The sequence below is a fragment of the Flavobacterium soli DSM 19725 genome (assembly GCF_000422705.1).
Classification (GTDB): Bacteria; Bacteroidota; Bacteroidia; order Flavobacteriales; family Flavobacteriaceae; genus Flavobacterium; species Flavobacterium soli.
This window is the reverse complement of sequence record NZ_AUGO01000001.1, coordinates 430,943-454,500: the sequence shown is the minus strand read 5'-3', so window position 1 is coordinate 454,500 and position 23,558 is coordinate 430,943. Positions and strand designations below refer to the sequence as shown.

General features: G+C 34.8%; 25 protein-coding genes. 22 read left to right on the top strand and 3 right to left on the bottom strand.

Annotated features, from left to right (window positions below):
• Window positions 1-40: 40 nt before the first annotated feature.
• The 8 genes from G508_RS0102070 to G508_RS0102035 all read left to right on the top strand — a co-directional run bounded on the left by G508_RS0102070 (window position 41) and on the right by G508_RS0102035 (window position 7,251).
• A complete protein-coding gene (locus tag G508_RS0102070; protein WP_051197414.1) occupies window positions 41-1,042 on the top strand; it encodes a glycosyltransferase family 9 protein in 1,002 nt (333 codons plus the stop codon).
• 79 nt (window positions 1,043-1,121) lie between these two features.
• Window positions 1,122-1,484: an S-adenosylmethionine decarboxylase family protein gene (locus tag G508_RS0102065; RefSeq protein WP_026703767.1), complete on the top strand. Its 363-nt coding sequence runs from the start codon at window positions 1,122-1,124 to the stop codon at window positions 1,482-1,484.
• A 3-nt stretch (window positions 1,485-1,487) separates the two neighbouring features.
• Entirely contained in the window at window positions 1,488-2,708 is a 1,221-nt protein-coding gene (locus tag G508_RS18415) for a DUF4178 domain-containing protein (protein ID WP_084625901.1), read from the top strand.
• An 8-nt stretch (window positions 2,709-2,716) separates the two neighbouring features.
• A complete protein-coding gene (locus G508_RS0102055) occupies window positions 2,717-2,902 on the top strand; it encodes a hypothetical protein (protein ID WP_026703766.1) in 186 nt (61 codons plus the stop codon).
• Window positions 2,903-2,913: 11 nt separating this feature from the next.
• Entirely contained in the window at window positions 2,914-3,129 is a 216-nt protein-coding gene (locus G508_RS0102050; protein ID WP_026703765.1) for a DUF350 domain-containing protein, read from the top strand.
• The gene (locus G508_RS0102045; RefSeq protein WP_026703764.1) at window positions 3,122-4,639 is read left to right on the top strand and encodes a polyamine aminopropyltransferase; all 1,518 of its coding nucleotides are present in this window, start codon (window positions 3,122-3,124) and stop codon (window positions 4,637-4,639) included. Before G508_RS0102050 ends, G508_RS0102045 begins: the two co-directional genes overlap by 8 nt.
• Before the next feature lies 1 nt (window position 4,640).
• Window positions 4,641-6,251: a flavin monoamine oxidase family protein gene (locus G508_RS0102040; protein ID WP_245569831.1), complete on the top strand. Its 1,611-nt coding sequence runs from the start codon at window positions 4,641-4,643 to the stop codon at window positions 6,249-6,251.
• Complete coding sequence (locus G508_RS0102035; RefSeq protein ID WP_026703762.1) at window positions 6,232-7,251, top strand: hypothetical protein; 1,020 nt, start codon at window positions 6,232-6,234, stop codon at window positions 7,249-7,251. The genes G508_RS0102040 and G508_RS0102035 overlap by 20 nt, the downstream gene beginning before the upstream one ends.
• Before the next feature lie 9 nt (window positions 7,252-7,260).
• On the opposite strand, the gene G508_RS0102030 is transcribed toward G508_RS0102035, so the two are convergent.
• On the bottom strand, window positions 7,261-7,569 hold the full coding sequence (locus tag G508_RS0102030; protein ID WP_026703761.1) for a hypothetical protein: 309 nt from the start codon (window positions 7,567-7,569) through the stop codon (window positions 7,261-7,263).
• A gap of 63 nt (window positions 7,570-7,632) precedes the next feature.
• Window positions 7,633-8,685, bottom strand: coding sequence for a ferredoxin--NADP reductase (locus tag G508_RS0102025; protein WP_026703760.1), 1,053 nt, complete (start codon window positions 8,683-8,685; stop codon window positions 7,633-7,635).
• Between the two features lie 125 nt (window positions 8,686-8,810).
• Here G508_RS0102025 and G508_RS0102020 point away from each other — a divergent pair, with 125 nt between their 5' ends.
• From G508_RS0102020 to atpG, 14 genes are all read left to right on the top strand, one after another.
• On the top strand, window positions 8,811-9,146 hold the full coding sequence (locus G508_RS0102020; protein ID WP_026703759.1) for a PadR family transcriptional regulator: 336 nt from the start codon (window positions 8,811-8,813) through the stop codon (window positions 9,144-9,146).
• Between the two features lies 1 nt (window position 9,147).
• A complete protein-coding gene (locus G508_RS0102015; protein WP_026703758.1) occupies window positions 9,148-9,840 on the top strand; it encodes a hypothetical protein in 693 nt (230 codons plus the stop codon).
• Between the two features lie 59 nt (window positions 9,841-9,899).
• Window positions 9,900-11,372, top strand: a complete 1,473-nt coding sequence (locus tag G508_RS0102010; RefSeq protein ID WP_026703757.1) for a DUF5687 family protein — start codon at window positions 9,900-9,902, stop codon at window positions 11,370-11,372.
• A 24-nt stretch (window positions 11,373-11,396) separates the two neighbouring features.
• The gene (locus G508_RS0102005) at window positions 11,397-12,092 is read left to right on the top strand and encodes an ABC transporter ATP-binding protein (RefSeq protein WP_026703756.1); all 696 of its coding nucleotides are present in this window, start codon (window positions 11,397-11,399) and stop codon (window positions 12,090-12,092) included.
• 307 nt (window positions 12,093-12,399) lie between these two features.
• A complete protein-coding gene (porW, locus tag G508_RS18410; protein ID WP_157485857.1) occupies window positions 12,400-15,264 on the top strand; it encodes a type IX secretion system periplasmic lipoprotein PorW/SprE in 2,865 nt (954 codons plus the stop codon).
• A gap of 2 nt (window positions 15,265-15,266) precedes the next feature.
• Window positions 15,267-15,677, top strand: coding sequence for a bactofilin family protein (locus G508_RS0101995; RefSeq protein WP_026703755.1), 411 nt, complete (start codon window positions 15,267-15,269; stop codon window positions 15,675-15,677).
• Window positions 15,643-15,864, top strand: coding sequence for an AtpZ/AtpI family protein (locus G508_RS19740; protein WP_084625900.1), 222 nt, complete (start codon window positions 15,643-15,645; stop codon window positions 15,862-15,864). The genes G508_RS0101995 and G508_RS19740 overlap by 35 nt, the downstream gene beginning before the upstream one ends.
• A 2-nt stretch (window positions 15,865-15,866) precedes the next feature.
• The gene (locus G508_RS0101990; RefSeq protein ID WP_035693828.1) at window positions 15,867-16,250 is read left to right on the top strand and encodes a hypothetical protein; all 384 of its coding nucleotides are present in this window, start codon (window positions 15,867-15,869) and stop codon (window positions 16,248-16,250) included.
• 134 nt (window positions 16,251-16,384) lie between these two features.
• Window positions 16,385-17,527, top strand: coding sequence for a F0F1 ATP synthase subunit A (atpB, locus tag G508_RS0101985; protein WP_026703753.1), 1,143 nt, complete (start codon window positions 16,385-16,387; stop codon window positions 17,525-17,527).
• Window positions 17,528-17,567: 40 nt separating this feature from the next.
• Entirely contained in the window at window positions 17,568-17,765 is a 198-nt protein-coding gene (gene atpE, locus G508_RS0101980; RefSeq protein ID WP_026703752.1) for an ATP synthase F0 subunit C, read from the top strand.
• A 79-nt stretch (window positions 17,766-17,844) separates the two neighbouring features.
• Window positions 17,845-18,336, top strand: a complete 492-nt coding sequence (locus G508_RS0101975; protein ID WP_026703751.1) for a F0F1 ATP synthase subunit B — start codon at window positions 17,845-17,847, stop codon at window positions 18,334-18,336.
• 1 nt (window position 18,337) lies between these two features.
• Entirely contained in the window at window positions 18,338-18,871 is a 534-nt protein-coding gene (gene atpH / locus G508_RS0101970) for an ATP synthase F1 subunit delta (protein ID WP_026703750.1), read from the top strand.
• Between the two features lie 14 nt (window positions 18,872-18,885).
• Window positions 18,886-20,463: a F0F1 ATP synthase subunit alpha gene (gene atpA, locus G508_RS0101965; RefSeq protein WP_026703749.1), complete on the top strand. Its 1,578-nt coding sequence runs from the start codon at window positions 18,886-18,888 to the stop codon at window positions 20,461-20,463.
• An 85-nt stretch (window positions 20,464-20,548) separates the two neighbouring features.
• Window positions 20,549-21,409, top strand: a complete 861-nt coding sequence (atpG, locus tag G508_RS0101960) for an ATP synthase F1 subunit gamma (protein ID WP_026703748.1) — start codon at window positions 20,549-20,551, stop codon at window positions 21,407-21,409.
• A 46-nt stretch (window positions 21,410-21,455) separates the two neighbouring features.
• Here atpG and G508_RS0101955 read toward each other — a convergent pair whose 3' ends face one another.
• Window positions 21,456-23,540, bottom strand: coding sequence for a prolyl oligopeptidase family serine peptidase (locus tag G508_RS0101955; protein WP_026703747.1), 2,085 nt, complete (start codon window positions 23,538-23,540; stop codon window positions 21,456-21,458).
• Window positions 23,541-23,558: the final 18 nt, after the last annotated feature.

Here is a 23,558-nt window from a genome sequence, read left to right as displayed (position 1 = left end):
TAAAAAAAACAAACATATAGCCGTCATCCGACTTTCCGCAATGGGAGATGTCGCGATGACGGTTCCTGTTATCAGGGCTTTTGTAAAGCAACATCCTGAGGTAAGAATCACGTTTATTTCACGGCCTTTTTTCAAGCCTTTTTTTGATGATATTCCAAATCTTGACTTTTTTGCATTTGATGCAAAAGAACGACATAAAGGTTTTTTGGGATTAATCCGATTGTTCAATGATTTGCGAAAGCTTGATATTGATGCTTTTGCCGACTTACATAACGTTTTACGTTCTAAAGTTGTCCGGACGCTTTTTGCCTTGAGCGGAAAAAAAACAGCTTCGGTTGACAAAGGCAGAGCGGAAAAAAAAGCCTTGACAAGAGCTGAAAATAAAATTTTCAAACCCGTAACTTCAATGTTTGAACGGCACGTGAAAGTGTTTGAAGAACTTGGTTTTCAAATCGATTTATCGAATCCGGTTTTTCCATCCAAACAAAAAATGGACGAGGAAATCATCAATCTAATTGGAGAAAAAAAACAAAAATGGATCGGAATTGCACCTTTTGCTCAATATGATTCCAAGGTTTATCCACAAGATTTGATGCAAAAAGTTATTGATTTGTTGCATGAAAATAAGAAAAATAAAATCTTACTTTTTGGTGGAGGAAATAGGGAAATTCAAATCCTGAACCAATTTGCAGAAGGAAAAGAAAACGTATTTGTAATTGCAGGAAAAATCACTTTCAAACAAGAATTAGAGCTCATTTCAAATCTTGATGTAATGCTTTCTATGGATTCTGGAAACGCTCATATTGCTGCAATGCTGGGTGTAAAAGTACTCACGCTTTGGGGTGCGACTCATCCTTTTGCCGGATTTTTGCCGTTTAATCAACCTCTAGTAAGTGCTTTGGTTTCGGATCGAAATCAATTTCCAAAATTACCTACCTCGGTTTACGGAAATAAAAAAGTGGAAGGGTATGAGGATCCGATGAGAAGCATCAAATCAGAAGAAATAGTAGAAAAAATAAATTTAACTTTAAGATTAAATTAATAGTTTTTTACTTTCTTTAAAAAGATAAAAGAAAATTCCCTATTTTCGGCTTCTACAAAAACATTCAAAAAACATATTTATGATTGTTCAGGAAAATCCTTTGGGATTGCATATTCTCCTAACGCTTCAAACCGAAGACACCAAAAAACTCGTTGAAGTAGAGCAATTCATTCAATTTACTGAAAAAATCCTTCAAAAACACCAACTTGAAAAAGTGGGTTTTACAAAATATGTTTTTGATAATCAGAGTTATACAGTTGCATTTTGTTTGATGGAATCGCACATTTGTATCCATACTTGGCCTGAAAATAAGAACTTGGCTTTGGATATTTACTTGTGCAATTATTCTCAAGACAATACCCAAAAAGTTCGGGATATTGCAAAAGAGTATGTCACATTTTTTGATGCTAAAATTAATAAGGAAGTTGAAGTTAACCGATAGAAGATGCATATAAACTGTATAAAATGTGGCACATCAACTTCAATTGAAAATACTATTGAGATAAGAACCTTTGGTTGTCTCGAATGCAAATCATTGTTTTATTTTAAGAATAATGAATTGATTCCGAAGGAGAAATACAATTATACTTCGATAGTTCCGCTCCTAAAAATTGGACAAAAAGGCACAATAGAAGATGTTGAATATGAGATAATTGCAATAATCATTAAACGAGTTTATCAAACCTTTTATTGGAGAGAATATACTTTAAAAGCCAAAGATGATACATACCGTTATCTTTCAGAATCAGACGGTCATTGGATTTTATTGGAAGAAGTTCCGGATGAATATGATATTTCTAGAAAATTCCAAGTATTGACCCATAACAGTATCACTTATAATTTGTATGAATATACAGATGCAATAATTGTGGGTGCCTATGGTTTTTTTGATGATGCCATTTCAAAATCAACAATTCAAATGGCGGAATATATAAAACCACCATTTATTGTTTCGATAGAAGAGTTTAATAACAAGCAAACCACCTATTTCGGAAGACACTTTTCAAAAGCAGAAGTAAAAAAAGCATTTACAGACCAAGATCTTCCTCTAAAATCGGGTGTTGGAGCTGTTCAACCTTTTCTGTTTAATTTTTCAAATACCGCGATAGTTTTTTGTTGTGTGGCGATTTTAATTCTAATCACACAAATTTTTGTAAACCAAAACAGAACGGAAACCCATATACTTTCCAAAAATTTCGCTTTTTCTGACTATGTTGGGAAGGATTATGTTTCGGAATCGTTTACCTTGGAAGGTGGTTCAGCACCAATGACAATTTCCATCCATTCTGATGTGAATAATTCTTGGGCAAATGCACAGGTTGCTCTTGTAAATGAAAAAACGAACGAAGAAGAATATGCAAACAAAGACCTAGAATATTACCACGGATATGAAGGAGGTGAAAGCTGGAGTGAAGGGAGTCAAGGCGAAAAATTTAATATTTGTGGGGTTGCCGAAGGGAAATACCATCTAGTAATCACGCCTCAAAAACAACCTGACTCTAGCAATGAAGTCCTTAGTGTGAATGTGGTTTGGAAAGAACCCTCATTGTGGAATTTCTTTATTTCCGCTTTAGCAATGGGAATTACCTTGCTTATTCTCTTTTTTGCGAATAAAAATTTTGAACAACGAAGATGGGAAAGTAGTGACTATTCTCCGTTTGAATAATTGAAAGTATGAATGTTAAAGAATTTATCTTCAATAATAAATGGCCACTCCTTATTGGGGTTGCGGTTTATGGAATGTTTCTGTTTTTCACGATTTCTGGAAATAGAATTTGCGATTGCGTTTCGACCGAAAAAGCCAATTCAAATACCAACAATTCAGGACGTGTAGGGGTTTCACGTTTTTATCATAAATAAATTTAAAAAGTATGGAATATATCGCATTAAAAGGAATTGTAAATTCACTTATTTTTTCTGGAATTGGAATAATAGTTTTAATCATCAGCTACATGATTTTAGAAAAACTGACTCCAGAAAACACTTGGAAGGAGCTTGTGAACAACAAGAATATCGCATTGGCTATTGTTTTTGGAGCTTTCATCCTTGGAATCTCATTAATCATTAGTGCCGCAATTCATGGCTAAAAACTTCCTGAAGTTTGAATACCTGCTTCTTTTTGCCGTTTTTGTAATCGCCACCTGTGGATTGATTTACGAATTGGTAGCCGGAACTTTGGCCAGTTATCTTCTGGGAGATTCGGTCAAGCAGTTTTCGTTTATAATCGGAGTTTATTTATTTTCGATGGGAATTGGTTCCTATTTTGCAAAATTCGTCAAGAAAAACCAGCTGAATACTTTCGTGGAAATCGAAATTTTAGTAGGTGTTATTGGCGGATTAAGTTCGGTGATTTTATTTATACTTTTCGACAAAGTCGACTATTTCCAGTTTATACTTTACCTTTTGGTTTTCATCACAGGTTGTTTGGTTGGTCTGGAAATCCCGCTTTTAATGAATATTTTAAAGGAAAAAGTAGAATTCAGCGACTTGGTTTCAAATGTCTTTACTTTTGATTACATCGGGGCTCTCTTGGCCTCGGTACTATTTCCGCTAGTTTTGGTGCCACAATTAGGCGTCATGAAAACTTCACTCTTCTTCGGAATGATCAATGTTTCGGTTGCCATCGCATTGTGTTTTTTACTTTCAAAAGAGCTGAGACGACCTGCACTTTTAAAATTCAAGGCGATTCTTGCCTTTTCCATTTTGCTCTTTGTTTTCTTTTTTTCCGACAAAATTCTTTCATATTCGGAACAAAAATTATACGGAGAAAACATCATTTTTACCAAAGCAACTCCCTATCAAAGAATTGTTTTGACACACACCAAAAACGATTATAAATTATACCTGAACAACAACCTGCAGTTTAGTTCTGCCGATGAATACCGCTATCATGAAGCTTTGGTTCATCCAGTTATGGCGAATGCAAAAAGTATTGAAAACGTATTGGTTTTAGGAGGTGGAGATGGATTAGCTGTTCGGGAAATATTGAAATATAAAGAAGTAAAAAAAATCACTTTGGTCGATTTGGATGAAGGAATGACCACGCTTTTCGCAACCAACACCATCCTGAAAAAATTTAACGAAAACTCCCTGAACAATCCAAAAGTAAAAGTTTTTAACCGCGATGCTTTTCTATGGACAAAGGAAGAAAAGAATAAATTTGACGTCATCATTATTGATTTTCCCGACCCGTCCAATTATAGTTTGGGCAAATTATATTCGCTAAATTTCTATAAATCATTACAGAACATTACAAAATCAGAAACCGTAATTGTCATCCAAACTACTTCGCCTTATTTTGCTCCAAAATCTTTCTGGTGTATCAACAATACTGTTAAGGAAGTTTTTCCGAATGCCGATGCTTATCATGTTTATGTTCCGTCGTTTGGAGAATGGGGTTTTTCTATCGCTTCAAATGATTTGAAAAATGATTTCAGCCAAATAAAAAGGAAGGCAACCAACTTGAGGTATTATGATTATCAATATAAAAAGCTAAATTTTTTTCCAAAAGATATGATAGCAAATGATTTGGAAATCAATCGGTTGGATAATCAAATTTTAGTGCGATATTTCGATGAAGAATGGGGAAAACTATAATTTGAACTCACGAAGGACCTTTTTAAAATCAGTTTCTGCCGGAATTCTCTTGGCATCAATTCCCTCGTTTCTGCAATCTTGTCAGGAAAAAGTAATCACTTTTGCCATAAAACTTTCAGGAACCAATCACATTTTAGGACATCGACTTCGAACAAAAGATTTTCCGAAAATTTCCCGAACAATCGAAATTCCCTACTTGATTGTTGGGGGAGGAATTGCTGGTTTATCTGCTGGAAGGCAATTCAAAAAAAGAGGAATTGAGGATTTTCTTATTTTAGAATTAGAGAAAAATACAGGTGGAAATTCCCGAAACGGAGAAAATAAACATTCAAAATATCCACTAGGAGCTCATTATCTTCCATTGCCTAATATTCACGATAAAGAAGTGATCCAGTTTCTACAAGAATCGAAAATCATTACCGGTTTTAAAGATAATTTTCCAATTTTTGATGAAGAACAATTAACGTTCATGCCACAAGAACGTTTATTTATAAAGAATACTTGGCAGGAAAGCTTAGTGCCAAAGTTTGGAATTTCAAAAGCCGCTGAAGATGATTTCGGTCGATTTTTTGAGATGATGACCGATTTTAGGGCAAAAAAAGGGAATGATGGAAAATTCATTTTTGATATTCCGATAAGCAGTTCTTCAACAGATAAAAGCTTCAATTTCTTGGATAAAATTACCATGAAAGAGTGGCTTTTGGAACATAATTTTTCTTCCGAAGAACTTTTTGAATATGTAAATTATTGCTGCCGAGATGATTTTGGTTTGGGAATCGAATTTGTTTCTTCTTGGGCTGGAATCCATTATTTTGCTTCCAGAAAACATAATTCAACCAAAGATAAAACCGAAAACGTTTTGACTTGGCCCGAAGGAAATGCAAGATTGACCACACATTTAAAAGCTTTTTCAAAAGACAAAACTTTGACAAATCACTTGGTTTATGAAGCAAAAACGGTTGGCGATAAAGTCAGTGTAAAAGTTTTTGACGATGCGAAAAAAGAAAGTTTTGAAATTATTTCGGACAAGGTAATTTTTGCAACACCACAATTTATAAATGGTTATTTATTGCCCGAACGGAAGGACATCTCGAAGCATTTTCATTATGCTCCGTGGCTTTTGGCAACTTTGACGGTCGATAATTTAAACGACAACGACAGTTTTCCGTTGTGTTGGGACAATGTGATTTATGGGGCAAAAGGTTTGGGTTATATTTTCAACCAACACCAAAATTTAGGTCAGATTCAAGAGAAAAAAGTAATTACTTATTATTACAGTTTTTCATCAGAAGATTTAAAAAAATCAAGAAAAGAATTGCTTTCTAAACCTGAAAAATTTTGGAAAGAGATGATAATAAACGATTTAAAAATTGCCCATCCTGATATTGAAAATTTGATTCAAGAAATAGATATTCAAAGAATTGGACACGGAATGATCAGTCCCGTTCCTGGATTTATTTCTGGAAATAGTAGAAAAGAAGCTTCACAATCTATTGAAAATAAAATCTTTTTTGCACATAGTGATTTGACTGGAATTTCTATTTTTGAAGAAGCTTTTCACCAAGGAATTAATACTGTAAATCAACTTTTAGATGAAACAACCGTGGCTTAATAATCCAAAAACGGATTCGATTTTTATCTTGATGCCACAACTCCTGGTACTTTCAATCGTATTCTTTTTTCAGAATTTCTTAAAAGAAGCCGAAGAAAACCATTCGTTTTTTACTTGGCTTTTGCTGATTGTCTTTATAGATGTCGCACACGTTTATGCCACTTTGTTCAAGACGTATTTTGTAAAAGAAGAATTCAAGAAGAAGCGAAAACTACTGATTTACTTGCCAATAATCTGTTTTGTAATTGGATTTATTTTGTTTTTATTTGGAGCAAAAGTCTTTTGGTCGGTTTTGGCTTATGTGGCTGTTTTTCATTTTATTAGACAACAATACGGCTTTATGCGATTGTATGCTCGAATGGAGATCAAAACCAAATGGAGTGTTTTTTTCGACAATCTTTTTATTTATGCGGCAACGGTTTATCCGATGATTTTCTGGTTTATGAGTTCGCCAAGAAAATTCACTTGGTTTGTTGAAAATGAATTTCTAACGTATCAAAACCCAGAATTGCTTCAATTTTTCACTTGGATGTATTATTCGATTTTAGGGTTTTACATTTTCAGGACTACTTTATTTTCAATCAAAAAGAAGTATTTCAATATCCCAAAAAACGTCATCATCATCGGAACATTTCTTTCTTGGTATTTTGGAATTGTCTATTTCAACAACGATTTGATTTTTACATTATTAAATGTAGTTTCTCACGGAATTCCGTATATGGCTTTGATTTATTTCAATCAAAAAGAAAGCAATCATTCGTTTAAAATCCCAAAACTTTCGAGTTTGATCGGGATTTTCACTTATGTTGGGATCTTGCTTTTCTTTGCTTTTTCAGAAGAATACCTGTGGGAAATTTTAGTTTGGAATGAGCATTTCAATTTCAGTCAAGGATTTGACTATTTCGTTCAATGGCAATTAATTTTGGTACCGCTTTTGACGGTTCCGCAATTCACACATTATGTCTTGGATGGTTTTATTTGGAAATCAAAAAAGCAGTGATTAACCAAATCAAAGCCAAATCTTATTGATCCTGCAAATTTCGTGGATATAACTTTTTAAATTCGAAATCGTTTCCTGATAATCTGGAGCTTCAAAACCAAAACGTTCGTGCTCTTTCTGTTCTTTTTCCAGAGCATTGCAACCCTTCAAAACTTCCTTGATCATATCGAGCAAAATCAATTCCTTGTTGTTGTTTTTCTCGAATTTAAAATCGACTAATTCACTTTCCAAGCTTTCGCAATAGTCCAAAAGGGCCTCAACTTCTGGTTCATCCAGAAGAGCAGGATTGGTCTTGAAGAAATCGCGAGGCTTTTTCATTTTTTAGTATACAGTCGCAGTTTTCAGTCACAGTTTTTACTGAAAACTGCGACTGAAAACTATTTAAACATCATCATAATCAACATAAATCTCACTCGAAGTAGGATGTGCTTGACAAGTTAAAACCAAGCCTTGAGCAATTTCTCCATCGGTCAAGATAGAATTCTTTTTCATCTCGGCTGATCCTGTGGTAACTCTTGCCAAACAACTGCTGCAAATTCCGCCTTGGCAAGAATATGGAGCATCAAGTCCTTGTTTTAGAGCTGCATCAAGCAAGGTTTGTTTTTGCGACATTTCGAAAGTTGTTTCCTCATCATCAACCAAAACCGTAATTTTTGTATGACCTTCTAATGATTCTGAAATGGTATTTTCTTTTGCAGAAGTCGTAAACAATTCGAATTTGATGTTTTTCTCAGGGATGTTGTGTTCTTTCAAGACATCGTTTACTGTGTTGATCATTTCTTCTGGACCACACAAATAAAATTTATCAAATTCTAACGTTTTATATTTATTATTGAGTACAAAATTTACGGTAGAACGTTCGATTCTTCCGAATAATTCGTTTTCAATTTTTGCCTGACTATAAACAAAATGCACAAAAAATCTGCCTACAAATTGCAGTTGCAAGTCGTGAAGTTCTTGATGAAAAATGGTGTTTTCGGGTGTTTTGTTCCCGTAAATCAATACAAAAGTACTTTTTGGCTCACCTTTCAAAACCGTTTTGATTATGGACATTACCGGAGTAATTCCGCTTCCTGCAGCAAATGCGGCATAGTTTTTTTGGCGTTCAGGATTTGGTTCGAAAGTAAAATTTCCTTCTGGATGGCCCACTTCCAGTAAATCTCCAGCTTTTAAAACCTTATTGGCAAATTGGGAGAAAACACCTTGGTTTACTGATTTTACGGCAATTCTCAATTCGCCACTTTCTGGCGATGAACAGATAGAATAGGCACGTCGAATTTCTTGTCCGTCAAGCGTAAGTTTTAAGGTTACATATTGTCCGGGTTTAAAAGTATAGTTAGGTTGTAATGCTGTTGGAATATTGAAAAGCACCGAAACCGCATCTTGGGTTTCGCGTTTCACTTCTTTTATATTCAATTTATAAAATGACGACATTGATTTGATTTTTTGCAAAGATACTAAATGCTGAAGGTTTCTAAAAATGATAATTGTCAGATTTACATACCTAAATTTGTTATGTATAAGAAACTTATGTATATTTGTATTTCAAATTTTAAGTTATGAAGAACTCACAGTTGTATAAAGGAAGCCTCAATACTATCATTATGAGACTTTTAGAAGAAAAAGGAAGGATGTATGGATATGAAATTACGCAAAAGGTAAAAGAAATTACCCAAGGCGAATTGAACATTACCGAAGGAGCTTTGTATCCGGCCTTGCACAAATTGGAAGCAGAAGGTTTGCTGGATGTTGAAGTTGAAAAGGTGGATAATCGAATGCGAAAATATTATAAGCTGACGGAAAAAGGAACAACTGAAACCGTGAATCGATTAGCAGAATTGGAAGAATTTATAAAGAACATGCAAAATATTGTGAACCCTAAATTGAGTTATTGAGATGAAATTGAGCGAACAACAAATCGAACAACTTTATACCTTCACTCGCCAGCATTATGTGGAATGGTATGACTTGCAAACCGAATTGGTAGATCATTTGGCGAATGCCATTGAAGCCGAATGGAAACAAAACCCGAAACTCACTTTCGAGGAAGCGTTGCATCTCGAATTTAAAAAATTTGGAGTATTCGGTTTTATGGATGTAGTAGAAAAAAGAGAGGCTGTTTTGAACAAGAAATACAGTCGTTTGGTGTTGAGTGAGTTGAAGAACTTTTTCTCGATACCGAAAATCGTCCTCACATTCTTAGCTATCGGAATTGTTTTTTATATGCTAAAATCCTTTCAAGAAAGTTTTTTGATACTTCAAATTCTGTTTGTCCTTACAGCATTGGCTTGTCTTATAGGCTTATGGTCGCTTTCAAGAAACATCAAACGGAATAACAAACAATCGGGGAAAAAATGGCTGTTTAAAGACATTATCTTTGGTTATGGTTCCTTTACTGGATTCATAAATTTACCCATTCAATTTTCAATTCATTTTGAAGGCATAAATTATTCCGAATGGTTTTTGTTGGTATGTAGTTTTTTATTGATTGTATTCATTTTGCTCGAATATATTGTCTTGGTTTTAATTCCTTCCAAAGCCGAAGAATATCTTCTAGCGACTTATCCAGAATATGAAATCGCAAGTTAACCTGTAACAAAAAATCAAAAACATCTACTTACCTTTAAAACCAAATAACCTAAAACACTATGATTAAAAAATTTTTAATGCTTGAATGGAAAGCCTTTTTCAGATCGGCTTCGTTCGCGAAAAATCTTGCACTTAAGATATTGATGATTTTTGGAGCAATTTATTTTGCTGTGATGTTTGTTGGATTAGCTTTTTTGGCCTATTATGGATTAGAGGATAATTTTCCAGATCCATTGCATGTCATCAATAAATATCTGATTTATTATTTTGTTATGGATTTGGTGATTAGGCTTCTATTACAAAAAATACCAGTAATGAACATCAGGCCGTTGCTGACTTTACCCATCAAAGCTTCTACAATTGTCAATTTTTCATTAGGAAAAACCTATCTGTCATTTTTTAATATGGTTCACGGATTTTTATTCGTTCCATTTTCAATCATTTTATTAGTTGAAGGATACGATATTCTGAGTGTTATCCTCTGGCATTTGTCGATAACAGCATTACTTTACATCAATAATTTCTTGAATATTTTATTGAATAACAAGGACAATCTTTTTATAATTGGTTTCGTCGTATTGGCCGCTTTTGGACTTTCTCAATACTATCAACTTTTTGATGTAACTGAATATACTGTGTTTTTCTTCGACGGATTATTCCATACAAAATGGATGTTTTTAATTCCAATTGTAGTTTTGGTAGGATTGTATTACATCACATTTAACTATTTCAAAAGCAATTTGTATCTGGATGCAGGCCTTGCTTCAAAACACGATATTGCCAAAACTGAAAACCTAACTTGGTTGAATCAATTCGGTGTTTTGGGAACTTTCTTGAAAAATGATATTAAACTTATCAAAAGAAACAAGCGTTCAAAAACCACTGTCATAATGAGTGTCTTGTTTTTATTTTATGGTTTGCTGTTTTTCAGTGGCGGAATCGAAAGCTATGATAACCCTGTGATGTATATGTTTGCTGGCGTGTTTGTTTCGGGTGGATTTCTTATCACGTTCGGACAATTTGTTCCGAGTTGGGACAGTGCTTATTATCCTTTAATGATGACACAGAATATTTCCTATAGAAATTATTTGAGTTCAAAATGGTGGTTAATGGTTATTGCAACTGGAGTTACAACGGTTTTAGCTTCTTTCTATCTTTATTTCGGATTGCACATTTATTTGATGATTGTTGTTGGGGCAATTTACAACATCGGAGTCAATTCACACCTTGTACTTCTTGGTGGAGCTTACACAAAAACACCAATCGATTTGGCTTCAAGCAAAGGTGCTTTTGGTGATAAAAAAGCCTATAATGTAAAAACTTTACTGATTTCACTCCCACAATTGTTAGTGCCAATGGGAGTTTATGCTCTCGGACATTACCTGATTTCTCCAAATATGGGATTAGTTTTCGTAGCACTTGCTGGAATTCTCGGATTTGCTTTCAAAAACAAGGCTTTCACTTTGATCGAAAGAATTTATAAATCAGAGAAATATGCCACTTTGGAATCTTACAAACAAAAAACTGCATAAACCACAACCAAAATACTTCTAAAAATGATACAAGTAAACAACCTTTCAAAATCATATAACGGAACAACCGTACTAAAACTGGACCATCTGGAAATTAAAAAAGGCGAAAGCTTTGGACTCGTTGGAAACAACGGTGCCGGAAAAACCACTTTTTTCAGTCTATTATTAGATTTGATTCAGCCAAATTCTGGAAAAATCAACAACAATAATGTAATCGTAAGCGAAAGCGAAAATTGGAAATCCTTTACGGCTTCATTCCTCGATGAAAGCTTCCTTATCGGATACCTTACGCCAGAAGAATATTTTTATTTTATCGGTGATTTACGCGGTCAAAATAAAGCTGATGTAGATGCTTTGTTAAAAAAGCATGAGGAATTTTTCAATGGAGAAATACTGAACAGCAAGAAATACATACGCGATTTTTCAAAAGGGAATCAGAAAAAAGTGGGAATTATTGCAACCTTGATTGGTAATCCAGAAGTAGTCATTCTCGATGAGCCTTTTGCCAATTTAGATCCAACGACACAATTTCGTTTGAAAAAAATCATAAAGGATTTGGCCGATAATCCAGACGTAACCGTTTTGGTTTCCAGCCATGATTTGCTTCATACTGTTGAGGTTTCAAACCGAATTGTGGCACTTCACAAAGGCGAAATCGTAAAAGACATTCAAACTTCGGCTGAAACGTTAAGAGAACTCGAAGCTTTTTTCGCAGTTTAAAAATATATAATTTTTTTGAACCATTAAGGAATTAAGAAAATTAAGTCGTCACAACAGCTTAATTTTCTTAATCTCTTAATGGTTTTATTTTTTTAAAAGGTTGGATCAATGAATCGTCCAAAACAAAAAAAGAACCTTTTTTTTCCACATATCAAAAAGAAACGTATTTTTACCAGTCATTATACTAAAATTGTGTTTTGAAAGTTATGAAATGAGCATCACTTAAACGCGATTGAAAAAAAGCCAAGTAAAATGCAAATGACTAATAAAAATGTAGCGCTACATAATAAATAAAAACGTTTCGAAATTGAAAACCAGCATACTAAAATATCTTTCACTCTCGCTATTTGTTGTCCTAATCATTGCTTGTTCTACCAAAAAAGACAAGTGGGTAAATCGAGAATTCCAAGCCTTGAATACCAAATTTAACGTGCTTTATCACGGAAACGTTGCTTTGGAAAAAGGCGTCGAAGAATTAAAATTACAATACAAAGACAATTTTTGGGAACGCCTTCCGGTTGAAAGAATGACCGTATCTAAGGAAAACAAAATGCCTGGAGACGTTCAAAAAAATGCCAATTTTGAACGTGCCGAAGAAAAAGCCACCAAGGCCATCCAAAAACGCTCAATGAATATTGAAGGAAAAGAGAAAAATCCGCAAATGGATGAAGCTCACCTGTTGCTTGGAAAATCGAGGTATTATGATCAGCGATTTGTTCCCGCTCTGGAAGCCTTCAACTATGTTTTATACAAATATCCAGAAAGCGATAAAATCTACGAAGTGAAAATTTGGAGGGAAAAAACCAATATGCGAATGGAAAACGATGCATTGGCGGTAACCAACCTGAGAAGATTATTAAAAGAAATAAAATTCAAGGATCAGATTTTTGCTGATGCAAATGCAACTCTGGCTCAAGCTTTCCTCAATTTGCAAGAAAAAGATAGTGCTGTCGCCAAATTGAGATTGGCTACCGAATTTACAAAATCAAACGAAGAAAAAGCAAGATACCGTTTTATCCTGGGTCAAGTTTTTGATGAATTGGGTCAAAAAGACAGCTCATTTGTGGCTTATCAATCGGTGATTGACATGAATAGAAAATCGCCAAGACGCTATGTGATTCAGGCTCATTTGCAGCAAGCGAAACAATTTAACTTCAAAACAGGCGACACTTTGGCCTTTGTAGAAAAATTCAATGATTTATTAGAAGACCGAGAAAACCGACCATTTTTGGATTTTATCAACCACCAAATGGCTTTGTTCTATGATGCTCAAAAAAATGACAAGCAGGCTATAAAGTACTACAATGTTTCACTTCGAGCAAAATCTGAAGATCAATATTTGGCAGCTTCTAACTATAGAAATCTAGCCACGATTTATTTTGATAATGCAAAATATCCAACAGCTGGAAAATATTATGACAGCACATTGGTGAAATTGGATGCAAGGACTCGTGAACATAAATACATCAAAAAGAAAAGAGAAAACCTTGAGGACGTCATTAAATATGAGGCAATTGCACAAAAAAATGACAGTATTCTAAATTTGGTTGCCTTGTCGGATGCAGGAAGAAGGCAATATTTTGATGAGTATATCACCAAGCTGAAAATAGCGGATGAAAAAGCCGCTGCCGAAGAAAAAAAACGTCAGGAAATTGCCGAACGCTTAAATAATTCGGGTAACGGCGATGTTGCATCCAGAGACCCTAAACAAAATAATAATCCAAGTACCAAAGACGATTCAAGATCTGCAATAGCTCCACCTCAAGATTTGGGACCTCGACCATCAAGTGCTACAACTCAATTTTATTTCTATAATCCCACGACCGTTTCCTATGGGAAAAACGAATTCAGGAAAAAATGGGGACAACGGGCCTTGCAGGATAATTGGCGTTTTTCGGCAGGACAATCCAAGACAGTTGATGAAGAAGAAGATGAAGATGCTGTCGCTGATGTAGAAAATGCTAAAGAAAAAGAAACCGAAAAAGCCAAAGATCCAAGGTATACTACGGATTTTTATATTAGCCAACTTCCAACAAAGCAAACAGAAATTGACGAGCTTGCCAAGGAAAGAAATTTTGCCTATTACCAGTTAGGACTTATTTATAAGGAAAAATTTAAGGAATATCAATTGGCAGCCAATAAATTGGAGCAGTTGCTAAAAAACAATCCTGAAGAACGATTGATTCTTCCGTCGATGTATCATTTGTTTAAGATCTATGAAATAATCGATCCGAACAAGGCAGTTGTAATGAAAAACCAAATCATTTCTAAGTATCCAGAATCAAGATATGCTCAAATTTTGAGCAGTAGTAATCCATCTGAAACAGCTTTGAGCCAATCGCCAGAAGCAAGGTACAATAATTTGTATGCCAAATATGAACAAGGCGACTTGTTTACGGTTTTGGAAGAAGCCGAAGCTGCAATCGATCAATATACTGGGGAAGATATTGTTTCGAAATTTGAGTTATTGAAAGCCCATACGATAGGAAAATTAAAAGGGTTAGAAGAATATAAAAAAGTATTGAATTTCGTGGCGTTGAATTATCCAAACAGTTCCGAAGGTAAAGATGCTGAACAGCTTTTGGCAAAAAATATTCCGTATTTGGAAAAATTAAAATTTGATGCCGAACCTGCAAAGAATTGGAATATTCTCTACCAATTTACCAATATCGAAGATCCGAAAACAAAAGTTTTAATCGAGAAAGTAAAGAAATTCACAACCGAAAGAACGGCTCAAAAGCTGACTTACTCTACAGATATTTATACCATGACGGAAAACTTTTTAGTGATTCACGGTATGGATAATGAAGTGAATGCAAATGATATTTTGACGATATTGAGAGACTACAAAGATTATAAAATTACCGAAACGGCAATTGTTATTTCGAGTGAGAATTATAAGATTGTACAGATCAAGAAAAATCTGGAAGAATATCTAAAGCCTCGTCCAAAACAAGAACCCATTCCAGTAAGTACCGATCCAGTTTCTCCAGCGGGAACTAACATTCAAAAAGAGACTCAAAAAACTAATCAAGGGAATACGGATACTAACAAATCACCCGAAAAACCTTCTAGAAAAGCGAGACCGACAACTCAGCAAAAAGAATCACCATCTTTGCAAGTGCCAACACCACCTCAAGAAAAAGACGAAGAAGAACCGAAAAAGCCATAAAAATGTTTGAGAAAAGCCCCAAAACTTATACAGACCTTTTAGGAAAAACCAATAGAATTGTAGAAGGAACGCTTATAAAAGGCGATATCATTTCGCAAGCCGATTTTCGATTGGACGGGGAACTTGTTGGAAATTTTTCTTCAAAAGGAAAGATAGTAATTGGTCCGGCAGGAAGTGTCATCGGCGATATTATTTGCAAAAACGCAGATATCGAAGGAAAATTTGACGGAAAAATCGAGGTTAAAGAAATCCTGAACGTAAAATCAAAAGCCAGTATTCACGGAGAAGTCATCTGCGGAAAACTAGCAGTAGAACCTGGAGCCGATTTTAGTGCATCCTGTTTTATGAGACCCAATATCAAAAACCCAAAACCCAACGATGGAGAATCAGGACCCGAACAAAAGACCGTTTAATAAATGGATCATGATGATGAACATTCCAATTCAAATGGGGGTAATCATTTTTGCATTCACTTATCTTGGTATTTGGCTCGATGAAAAATACACCAATTCGTCTATTTTTACGATAATATTATCGCTATTTTCTGTTTTTATCGCACTATATAATGTTATAAGGCAGGTTAAAAATCTAAATAAATAATAATGTCTCGATTCGTTAACTTTATAAAATATTTTCTGCCATTTTCGATTGTGCTATTTGTCATACAATATTTTGTTGTGACAACTCTTTTTAAAGACACGGTTTTTTTCTATTCTACCCTAAGTATTTATATTTTTCATATTGTAGTTACAATACTATCCTATCTTTTTTTACTTTTTGTAAACAAAAATTTCCCCGATTATACCGGTTACAGCTTCATGGGAATTAGTGTGGTAAAGATGATGGCGGCTGTGGTTTTTTTAATTCCGTTGATACAATCCGACACAATTGACCGTATTCCTGATGTTGCAACCTTTTTTATTCCCTATTTTTTGTTTTTATTTTTTGAGACAATTTTTGCAATTCGTTTAATAAACAAGACCTAAAGAATGACATTATTACGAAATTGCACAATCAAACGCTTATTTTCTAAAAATTAATTGATATATTTTCAATTGTGAATTAAATATGTACCTTTGCAAAAATTTTTGAAACGTAAAATTAGATACACAATTTAATAATGGTAATTTCAAATAAACCACTTCAGTTCTTATTCGCTGCTATTGTAGCATGTATTCCGTTCGTTGGATTTGCTAATCCTGCTGTTGACAGTACTCATGTTACCACTGAAGCTGTTGCTGAACACCACGGTGAAGCGGCTCACGAGGAAAAAGAATTCAATGCTACAGAATTAATCAATTCTCACATTGGAGATGCTCACGAATTTCACATTGCAGATTGGGGCGGACATCCAATTTCATTTTACCTTCCAGTTATTTTGTGGACTAATAATGGTTTGGAAATTTTTTCTTCTGAGAAATTCCACCACGACAATGAAGGTCATCACGTTGTGGATGTAAACGGACAAGAATTGGTGCGTTACAAAGAAGTAATTTTCTACAAAGATAAATTTGAAACATTGACAGAAGAAGAAAGAAAAAACGGAGCTTTTGCATTTGATGCAAGACCTTTAGATTTTTCAATCACAAAGAATGTGTTCTCAATGCTGATGTCAACCATCATATTATTCTTGTTGTTTCTTGCAGTTGCAAGATCATACAAGAAGAACCCAAAAGCACCAAAAGGAATCGCTGGTTTCTTGGAACCATTGGTAACTTTTGTTAGAGACGAAATCGCCAGACCAAATATTGGAGAAAAAAAATACGGAAAATACATGCCGTATCTTCTAACAATCTTCTTCTTTATATGGATCAACAACCTTATCGGATTGATTCCATTCTTCCCCTTCAGTTCTAACTTGACAGGGAATATCTACTTTACTTTTGTAATGGCATTTATTACGTTCTTGGTTACAACTTTCAGCGGAAACAAAGATTATTGGGGTCACATCTTCAATACACCAGGAGTTCCTTTTTGGTTAGCACCAATCATGGTTCCTGTAGAAATTATCGGAATGTTGACAAAACCTTTCGCCTTGATGATTCGTTTGTTTGCAAACATCACGGCAGGTCACATCATCATCTTGAGTTTAGTTTCCTTAATCTTTATATTTGATACAGTTGCGGTTTCTCCAATTTCTGGAGCGTTTGTATTGTTTATGAGTGTTCTAGAAATGCTAGTTGCAGCGTTGCAAGCTTATGTCTTCACGTTGTTATCTGCATTGTTTATTGGTCAGGCTGTAGCAGAGCACGATCATCATTAATTTGTGTTTTATTAATTATTAACTATATAAATTTAGTATTATGGTATTAGCTGGAATCGGAGCTGGATTAGCTGTAATTGGTGCAGGTCTTGGTATTGGAAAAATTGGTGGTTCTGCAATGGACGCTATCGCTCGTCAACCAGAAGCTGCTGGAAAAATCCAGACTGCTATGATTATTGCTGCTGCACTTATTGAAGGTGTTGCACTTTTCGCAGTAGTTGTTGCGTTAATCGCTTAATTAAAACTAAAACTTCCTGTAGCGGTTGGCTCCAGGAAGTTTTTTTAAAAAAGACAAACAAATTTAAATATACAATCTTATGCAATTAACTTCACCAGAGAGTTTAATTTTTTGGACAACAATTATCTTTATTGTTTTCTTCTTTCTTTTGGCAAAATTTGCTTGGAAGCCAATCTTGGGAGCTGTAAAAAGCCGTGAGGAATCGATTAACAATGCTTTGGCATCTGCAGAAGCAGCTCGTAGAGAGATGCAAAATTTAACTGCTGATAACGAACGCATCTTGCAAGAAGCTAGAATGGAACGTGATGCTTTATTGAAAGAAGCACGTGAAATGAAAGACAAAATGATTGCTGATTCTAAACAAGAAGCTCAACTTCAAGGAGAAAGAATGATCGAGCAAGCTAAAGCAGCAATTGCAGCAGAGAAAAATGCAGCTATGGCTGAATTGAAAGCTCAAGTTTCATCATTATCTCTTGATATCGCTGAAAAATTATTGAAAGACGAATTATCTAACAAAGAAGCTCAAACCAAATTGGTTGAGAAAATGTTGGGTGACGTAAAATTAAACTAATATGTCAGGAACTAGAGCAGCAATTCGTTATGCGAAAGCAATTTTAGACTTGGCCATCTCACAAGGTGTTGCCACAGAAGTCTATAATGATATGGTTTTGATTTCTTCAACAATTAATGAAAACGAGGAATTGAGTACTTTTATTCAAAACCCAACGATTTCTGTAAACGTTAAAGAAAGTGCCTTGACAGAAGTTTTTGCTTCAGCAAATGGAGTGACCAAAGGTCTTTTTCACTTGTTGTTCGAAAACAAAAGATTCGAGATTTTAGAAAGCGTTGCTTCACAATATGTTTTGCAATCGAATGAAATGAACGGTTTTGAAGTGGCAAAGGTTACAACAGCTATTCCATTGGATGCAGCTCTTGAAGCCAAAGTTTCTGAAAAAATCAGAGAGTTTTCAAATAAAAAGATTACCATTGAGAATATTGTTGATGAGTCTATCATTGGTGGTTTTATCTTGACAATAGGCGACAAGCAATATAACGCTTCAATTGCCAATAGATTAAAAGTTTTAAAAAGAGAATTAAGTAACTAGTTATTTATATAATTATGGCGGAAATTAAACCTGCTGAAATTTCAGCAATATTAAAAAAGCAATTATCAGGTTTTGAATCTGGTGCAACGCTGGAAGAAGTTGGAACAGTTTTGAATGTTGGAGATGGTATCGCTCGTATCTACGGGTTATCAAACGTTCAATACGGAGAGTTAGTAGAATTCGATAACGGTCTTGAAGCTATCGTTTTGAACCTTGAAGAAGATAACGTGGGTGTGGTACTTTTAGGACCATCAACAGGTATCAAAGAAGGTTCAACTGCTAAGAGAACACAACGTATCGCTTCTCTAAAAGTAGGTGAAGAAATGGTAGGTCGTATCGTGAACACACTTGGTTTTCCTATCGACGGAAAAGGGCCAATCGGTGGAACTTTATATGAAATGCCATTGGAAAGAAAAGCTCCTGGAGTTATCTTCCGTCAGCCAGTTACTGAACCATTGCAAACAGGAGTAAAAGCAGTTGATGCTATGATCCCAGTTGGTCGTGGACAAAGAGAGCTTGTGATTGGTGACCGTCAAACTGGTAAATCAACAGTTTGTTTGGATACTATCCTAAACCAAAAAGAATTTTATGATGCAGGTCAGCCTGTATTCTGTATATATGTTGCAATTGGGCAAAAAGCTTCAACTGTAGCTTCAATCGCTAAAATGTTAGAAGAAAAAGGTGCAATGGCTTACACGGTTATTGTTGCTGCAAATGCTTCTGATCCTGCTCCAATGCAGGTTTATGCTCCAATGGCAGGTGCTGCAATCGGAGAATACTTTAGAGATTCAGGTCGTCCAGCATTAATTGTTTATGATGATTTGTCTAAACAAGCAGTTGCATACCGTGAGGTTTCTCTTTTGTTGAGAAGACCACCGGGTCGTGAGGCTTATCCTGGAGACGTTTTCTACCTACACTCTCGTTTATTAGAAAGAGCTTGTAAAGTTATCGCTAATGATGACATCGCTAAAAACATGAATGACTTGCCAGATTCTATCAAAGGAATCGTTAAAGGTGGTGGTTCATTAACAGCTTTGCCAATTATCGAAACTCAAGCAGGTGACGTTTCTGCATATATCCCAACAAACGTAATTTCGATTACCGATGGACAGATTTTCCTTGATGGAGATTTGTTTAACTCTGGGGTTCGTCCTGCTATTAACGTAGGTATTTCGGTATCGCGTGTTGGAGGTAATGCTCAAATCAAATCAATGAAAAAAGTATCAGGTACTTTAAAATTGGATCAAGCACAATTCCGTGAATTGGAAGCGTTTGCTAAATTCGGTTCTGATCTTGATGCGGTTACGTTGAACGTAATTGAAAAAGGTAAGAGAAACGTTGAAATCTTGAAACAAGGCTTGAACGATCCTTATACTGTTGAAGATCAGGTGGCTATTATCTATGCAGGTTCTAAAAACTTGTTGAGAAATGTTCCTGTAAATAAAGTAAAAGAATTCGAGAAAGATTTCTTGGAATTCTTGAATGCAAAACACAGAGATACTCTTGATGCTTTAAAAGCTGGTAAACTTGATGACAAAATTACTGATGTTATCGAGAACGTGGCGAAAGAAGTTTCAGCGAAATATAACTAAAATAAGGTACAAGATTTATGGTACAAGGTTCAGGGATTTCCCAATACCTTGTACCTTAAACCAAAGACCCTGAATCCATAAGAAAATGGCAAATTTAAAGGAAATCCGTAATAGAATTACTTCCGTTTCATCAACGATGCAGATTACTTCTGCGATGAAAATGGTTTCTGCAGCAAAGTTGAAAAAAGCACAAGATGCAATCACAGCAATGCGACCTTATGCCGAAAAATTAACCGAGTTATTACAAAATCTTTCTGCTACACTTGAAGGTGATACTGGAGGAGAATTTACAACACAACGTGAAGTAAAAAAGGTTTTGATTGTTGCCATAACTTCAAACAGAGGTTTATGCGGAGCTTTCAATACCAATGTAATCAAGGAAGTTAAAAACCGCACAGAATTTTATGCTGGAAAGCAAGTTGATGTTTTTGCTATCGGTAAAAAAGGAAACGATGTTCTAGGTAAAACCTGTAAAGTTACAGACAATCAAAGTGCTGTTTTTGATAGTTTGACTTTTGAAAATGTAGCTGAAATTGCCCAAACATTAACCGAAAAGTTTACGTCTGGACAATACGACAAGATTGAATTGGTGTACAACCAATTTAAAAATGCCGCAACTCAAATCGTTCAAACGGAACAATTCTTACCATTGGCGCCAATTGTTTCTGAAACGCCTGCTTCAACGGGAGATTATATTTTTGAGCCAGAGAAGGAAGAAATCATCCTGACTTTGATTCCGAAATCATTAAAAACACAATTGTACAAAGCTATTAGAGATTCATTCGCTTCAGAACATGGAGCTCGTATGACGGCGATGCACAAAGCAACTGACAATGCAACTGAGTTGAGAAATCAATTGAAACTGACTTATAACAAAGCTCGTCAGGCAGCGATTACTAACGAAATCCTAGAGATCGTTGGTGGAGCTGAAGCTTTAAAAGGATAATATTTTATCTAACTATAATTGAAAGCTGACAGAGATGTCGGCTTTTTTATTGGTTTAAATGGTACAAAAGAAAAGCATAAAGCTCTGACTTTTCCTGAATTCTATTCTCATAGCTAGAATTGTTACCATAGTGTCCGGCTTTTTTTAAGGTTTTGATGAAAACAGGATTCTTTTGAGCTGTCCTATTTTGCAACTTTGCGGCAAATTTATAGGAATGAACAGGCGGAACTCTGTCATCATTTTCGGAGGTGATGATTAATGTTATTGGATAATTCACATCGTCTTTGATGTTGTGATAAGGTGAATAGTCCATCATCGCTTTAAAATCTTCTGTTTTTTCGGGATTTCCATATTCATCATAATGAAATCTTCCGATTGAATATTGGTGGAAATTTGCCATATCAAAAACACCTACATCTGGAATTGCAACCTTAAACAGTTCGGGTCTTTGGGTCATTGCTACTCCAACCAATAACCCTCCTTGTGAAGCTCCCGTGATGGCCAATTTGTTTGGAGTGGTGTATTTTTCTTTGATTAAGAATTCAGCGGCATCAATAAAGTCATTGAAGGAATTCATCTTTTTCAAACCCATTCCGTCAGTATGCCACTTTACTCCTTTTTCGCCACCACCTCTAATTTCTGCATAAGCGAAAACACCACCATTTTCTAGAAAATAAATTAAACCCGTATCATAACTGGGAATATTGACTTTTCCAAAACCGCCATAGGCTTTCAATAACGTAGGATTGTTTCCATCCAAAACAATTCCTTTCTTATAAACAATCGTGATTGGAATATCAATATTGTCTCTATTTTTATAGCTGATCGTCTTGGTTTCAAAATGATTATAGGGAAAAAGTGTTGGCTTTGCAGGATTTGATTTTGTAAAGAAAAGAATATCGGCACCAGTATCGATATTGAATTTATGATTTTCATATCGGTCAACATAAGAAAAAGAGCCATAAAAAATATCTTTCTTCCAAGAATCAAAAGAAATAATTTCTAAATCTAAACCCGGTTGGACTTCAACTTTCCGAATCATTTTTCCGTTATAGTCATACACTATAAAATAATTTTTACCTATGGTTTTATATTTACAGATGATATAATCCTTGTAGAAAAGCGATTTCTGTAAAAGATGATTATAAATTTGTGGAACAACAACTGAATTTTCTGCGGGATTATTCAAATCAAAAGAACGGATTTCGCCCCAATTATATTTTCGGGTCGAATAATAAACCCGATTGGTTTTATAACTCAAGAATTTAAAATTGGTGGAATCATTTTCAATAAATTTTTCCAGAACCATTTTCTCGTCTTTTAAATTGCCATAATAATAGTTTTTTGAAACATCATTCTTGTCGTTTTCTATAACAAAAAGTTTTTCCCAAGCTGTAAAAAAACTAATATTGCTTTCATCATTAGCGCCATCATAAACAAGTTCATCATCATCTTGCTTGAAACCAATTTTATGATAAAACAATTGGAAGGTAGAATCCTTGGCAAATTGTTGCTGGTTGTTATTCTTCTTATAAAAAACACCAAGATCGCCATTCCATGAAACATTCGAAAATTTCACGTTGTATAGTATGTCTTCCATTTTTTCTCGTTTATCCAAATCAAAAAACCGAATTTCTTCCTTATCGCTTCCATCAATTCGGATTTTATAGGCCAGATATTTTGAACTTCCCGAAGGATAATGGTTGCTGAGGGTTACGATTTTATCCTCATAAATGGTGTTGGGGTCGATAATTTCAACCGATTTATCATCGACATTGTTTCGCATATACAAGGACGAAGATTTGCTTTCCTTGCGATAATAGGAATAATAATATTTTCCTTTTCGTTCTGGAATTCTGTAGGTGGTTAATTTGTCATACTCTTTAATAGTTGTAGAAGGATTGTATATCTCGAATATTCCTTTAAGATGCTCATCAACAATTTTATTTTGCTCGTCCAACCAATTATTCACTTCATTAGAACGCATATCTTCCAGCCAAGAATAATCATCTACAAATGAAATGTTATGTTTCGTGACCGTTTTTGGTGTTTTTTTGGCTTTAGGAAATTCTTGTCCAAACAAGATTTGAAGGTTTAAAAGAAAAATAAGCGAAAAAATAATTCTGTTCATTATAGAAGTGTATGATTT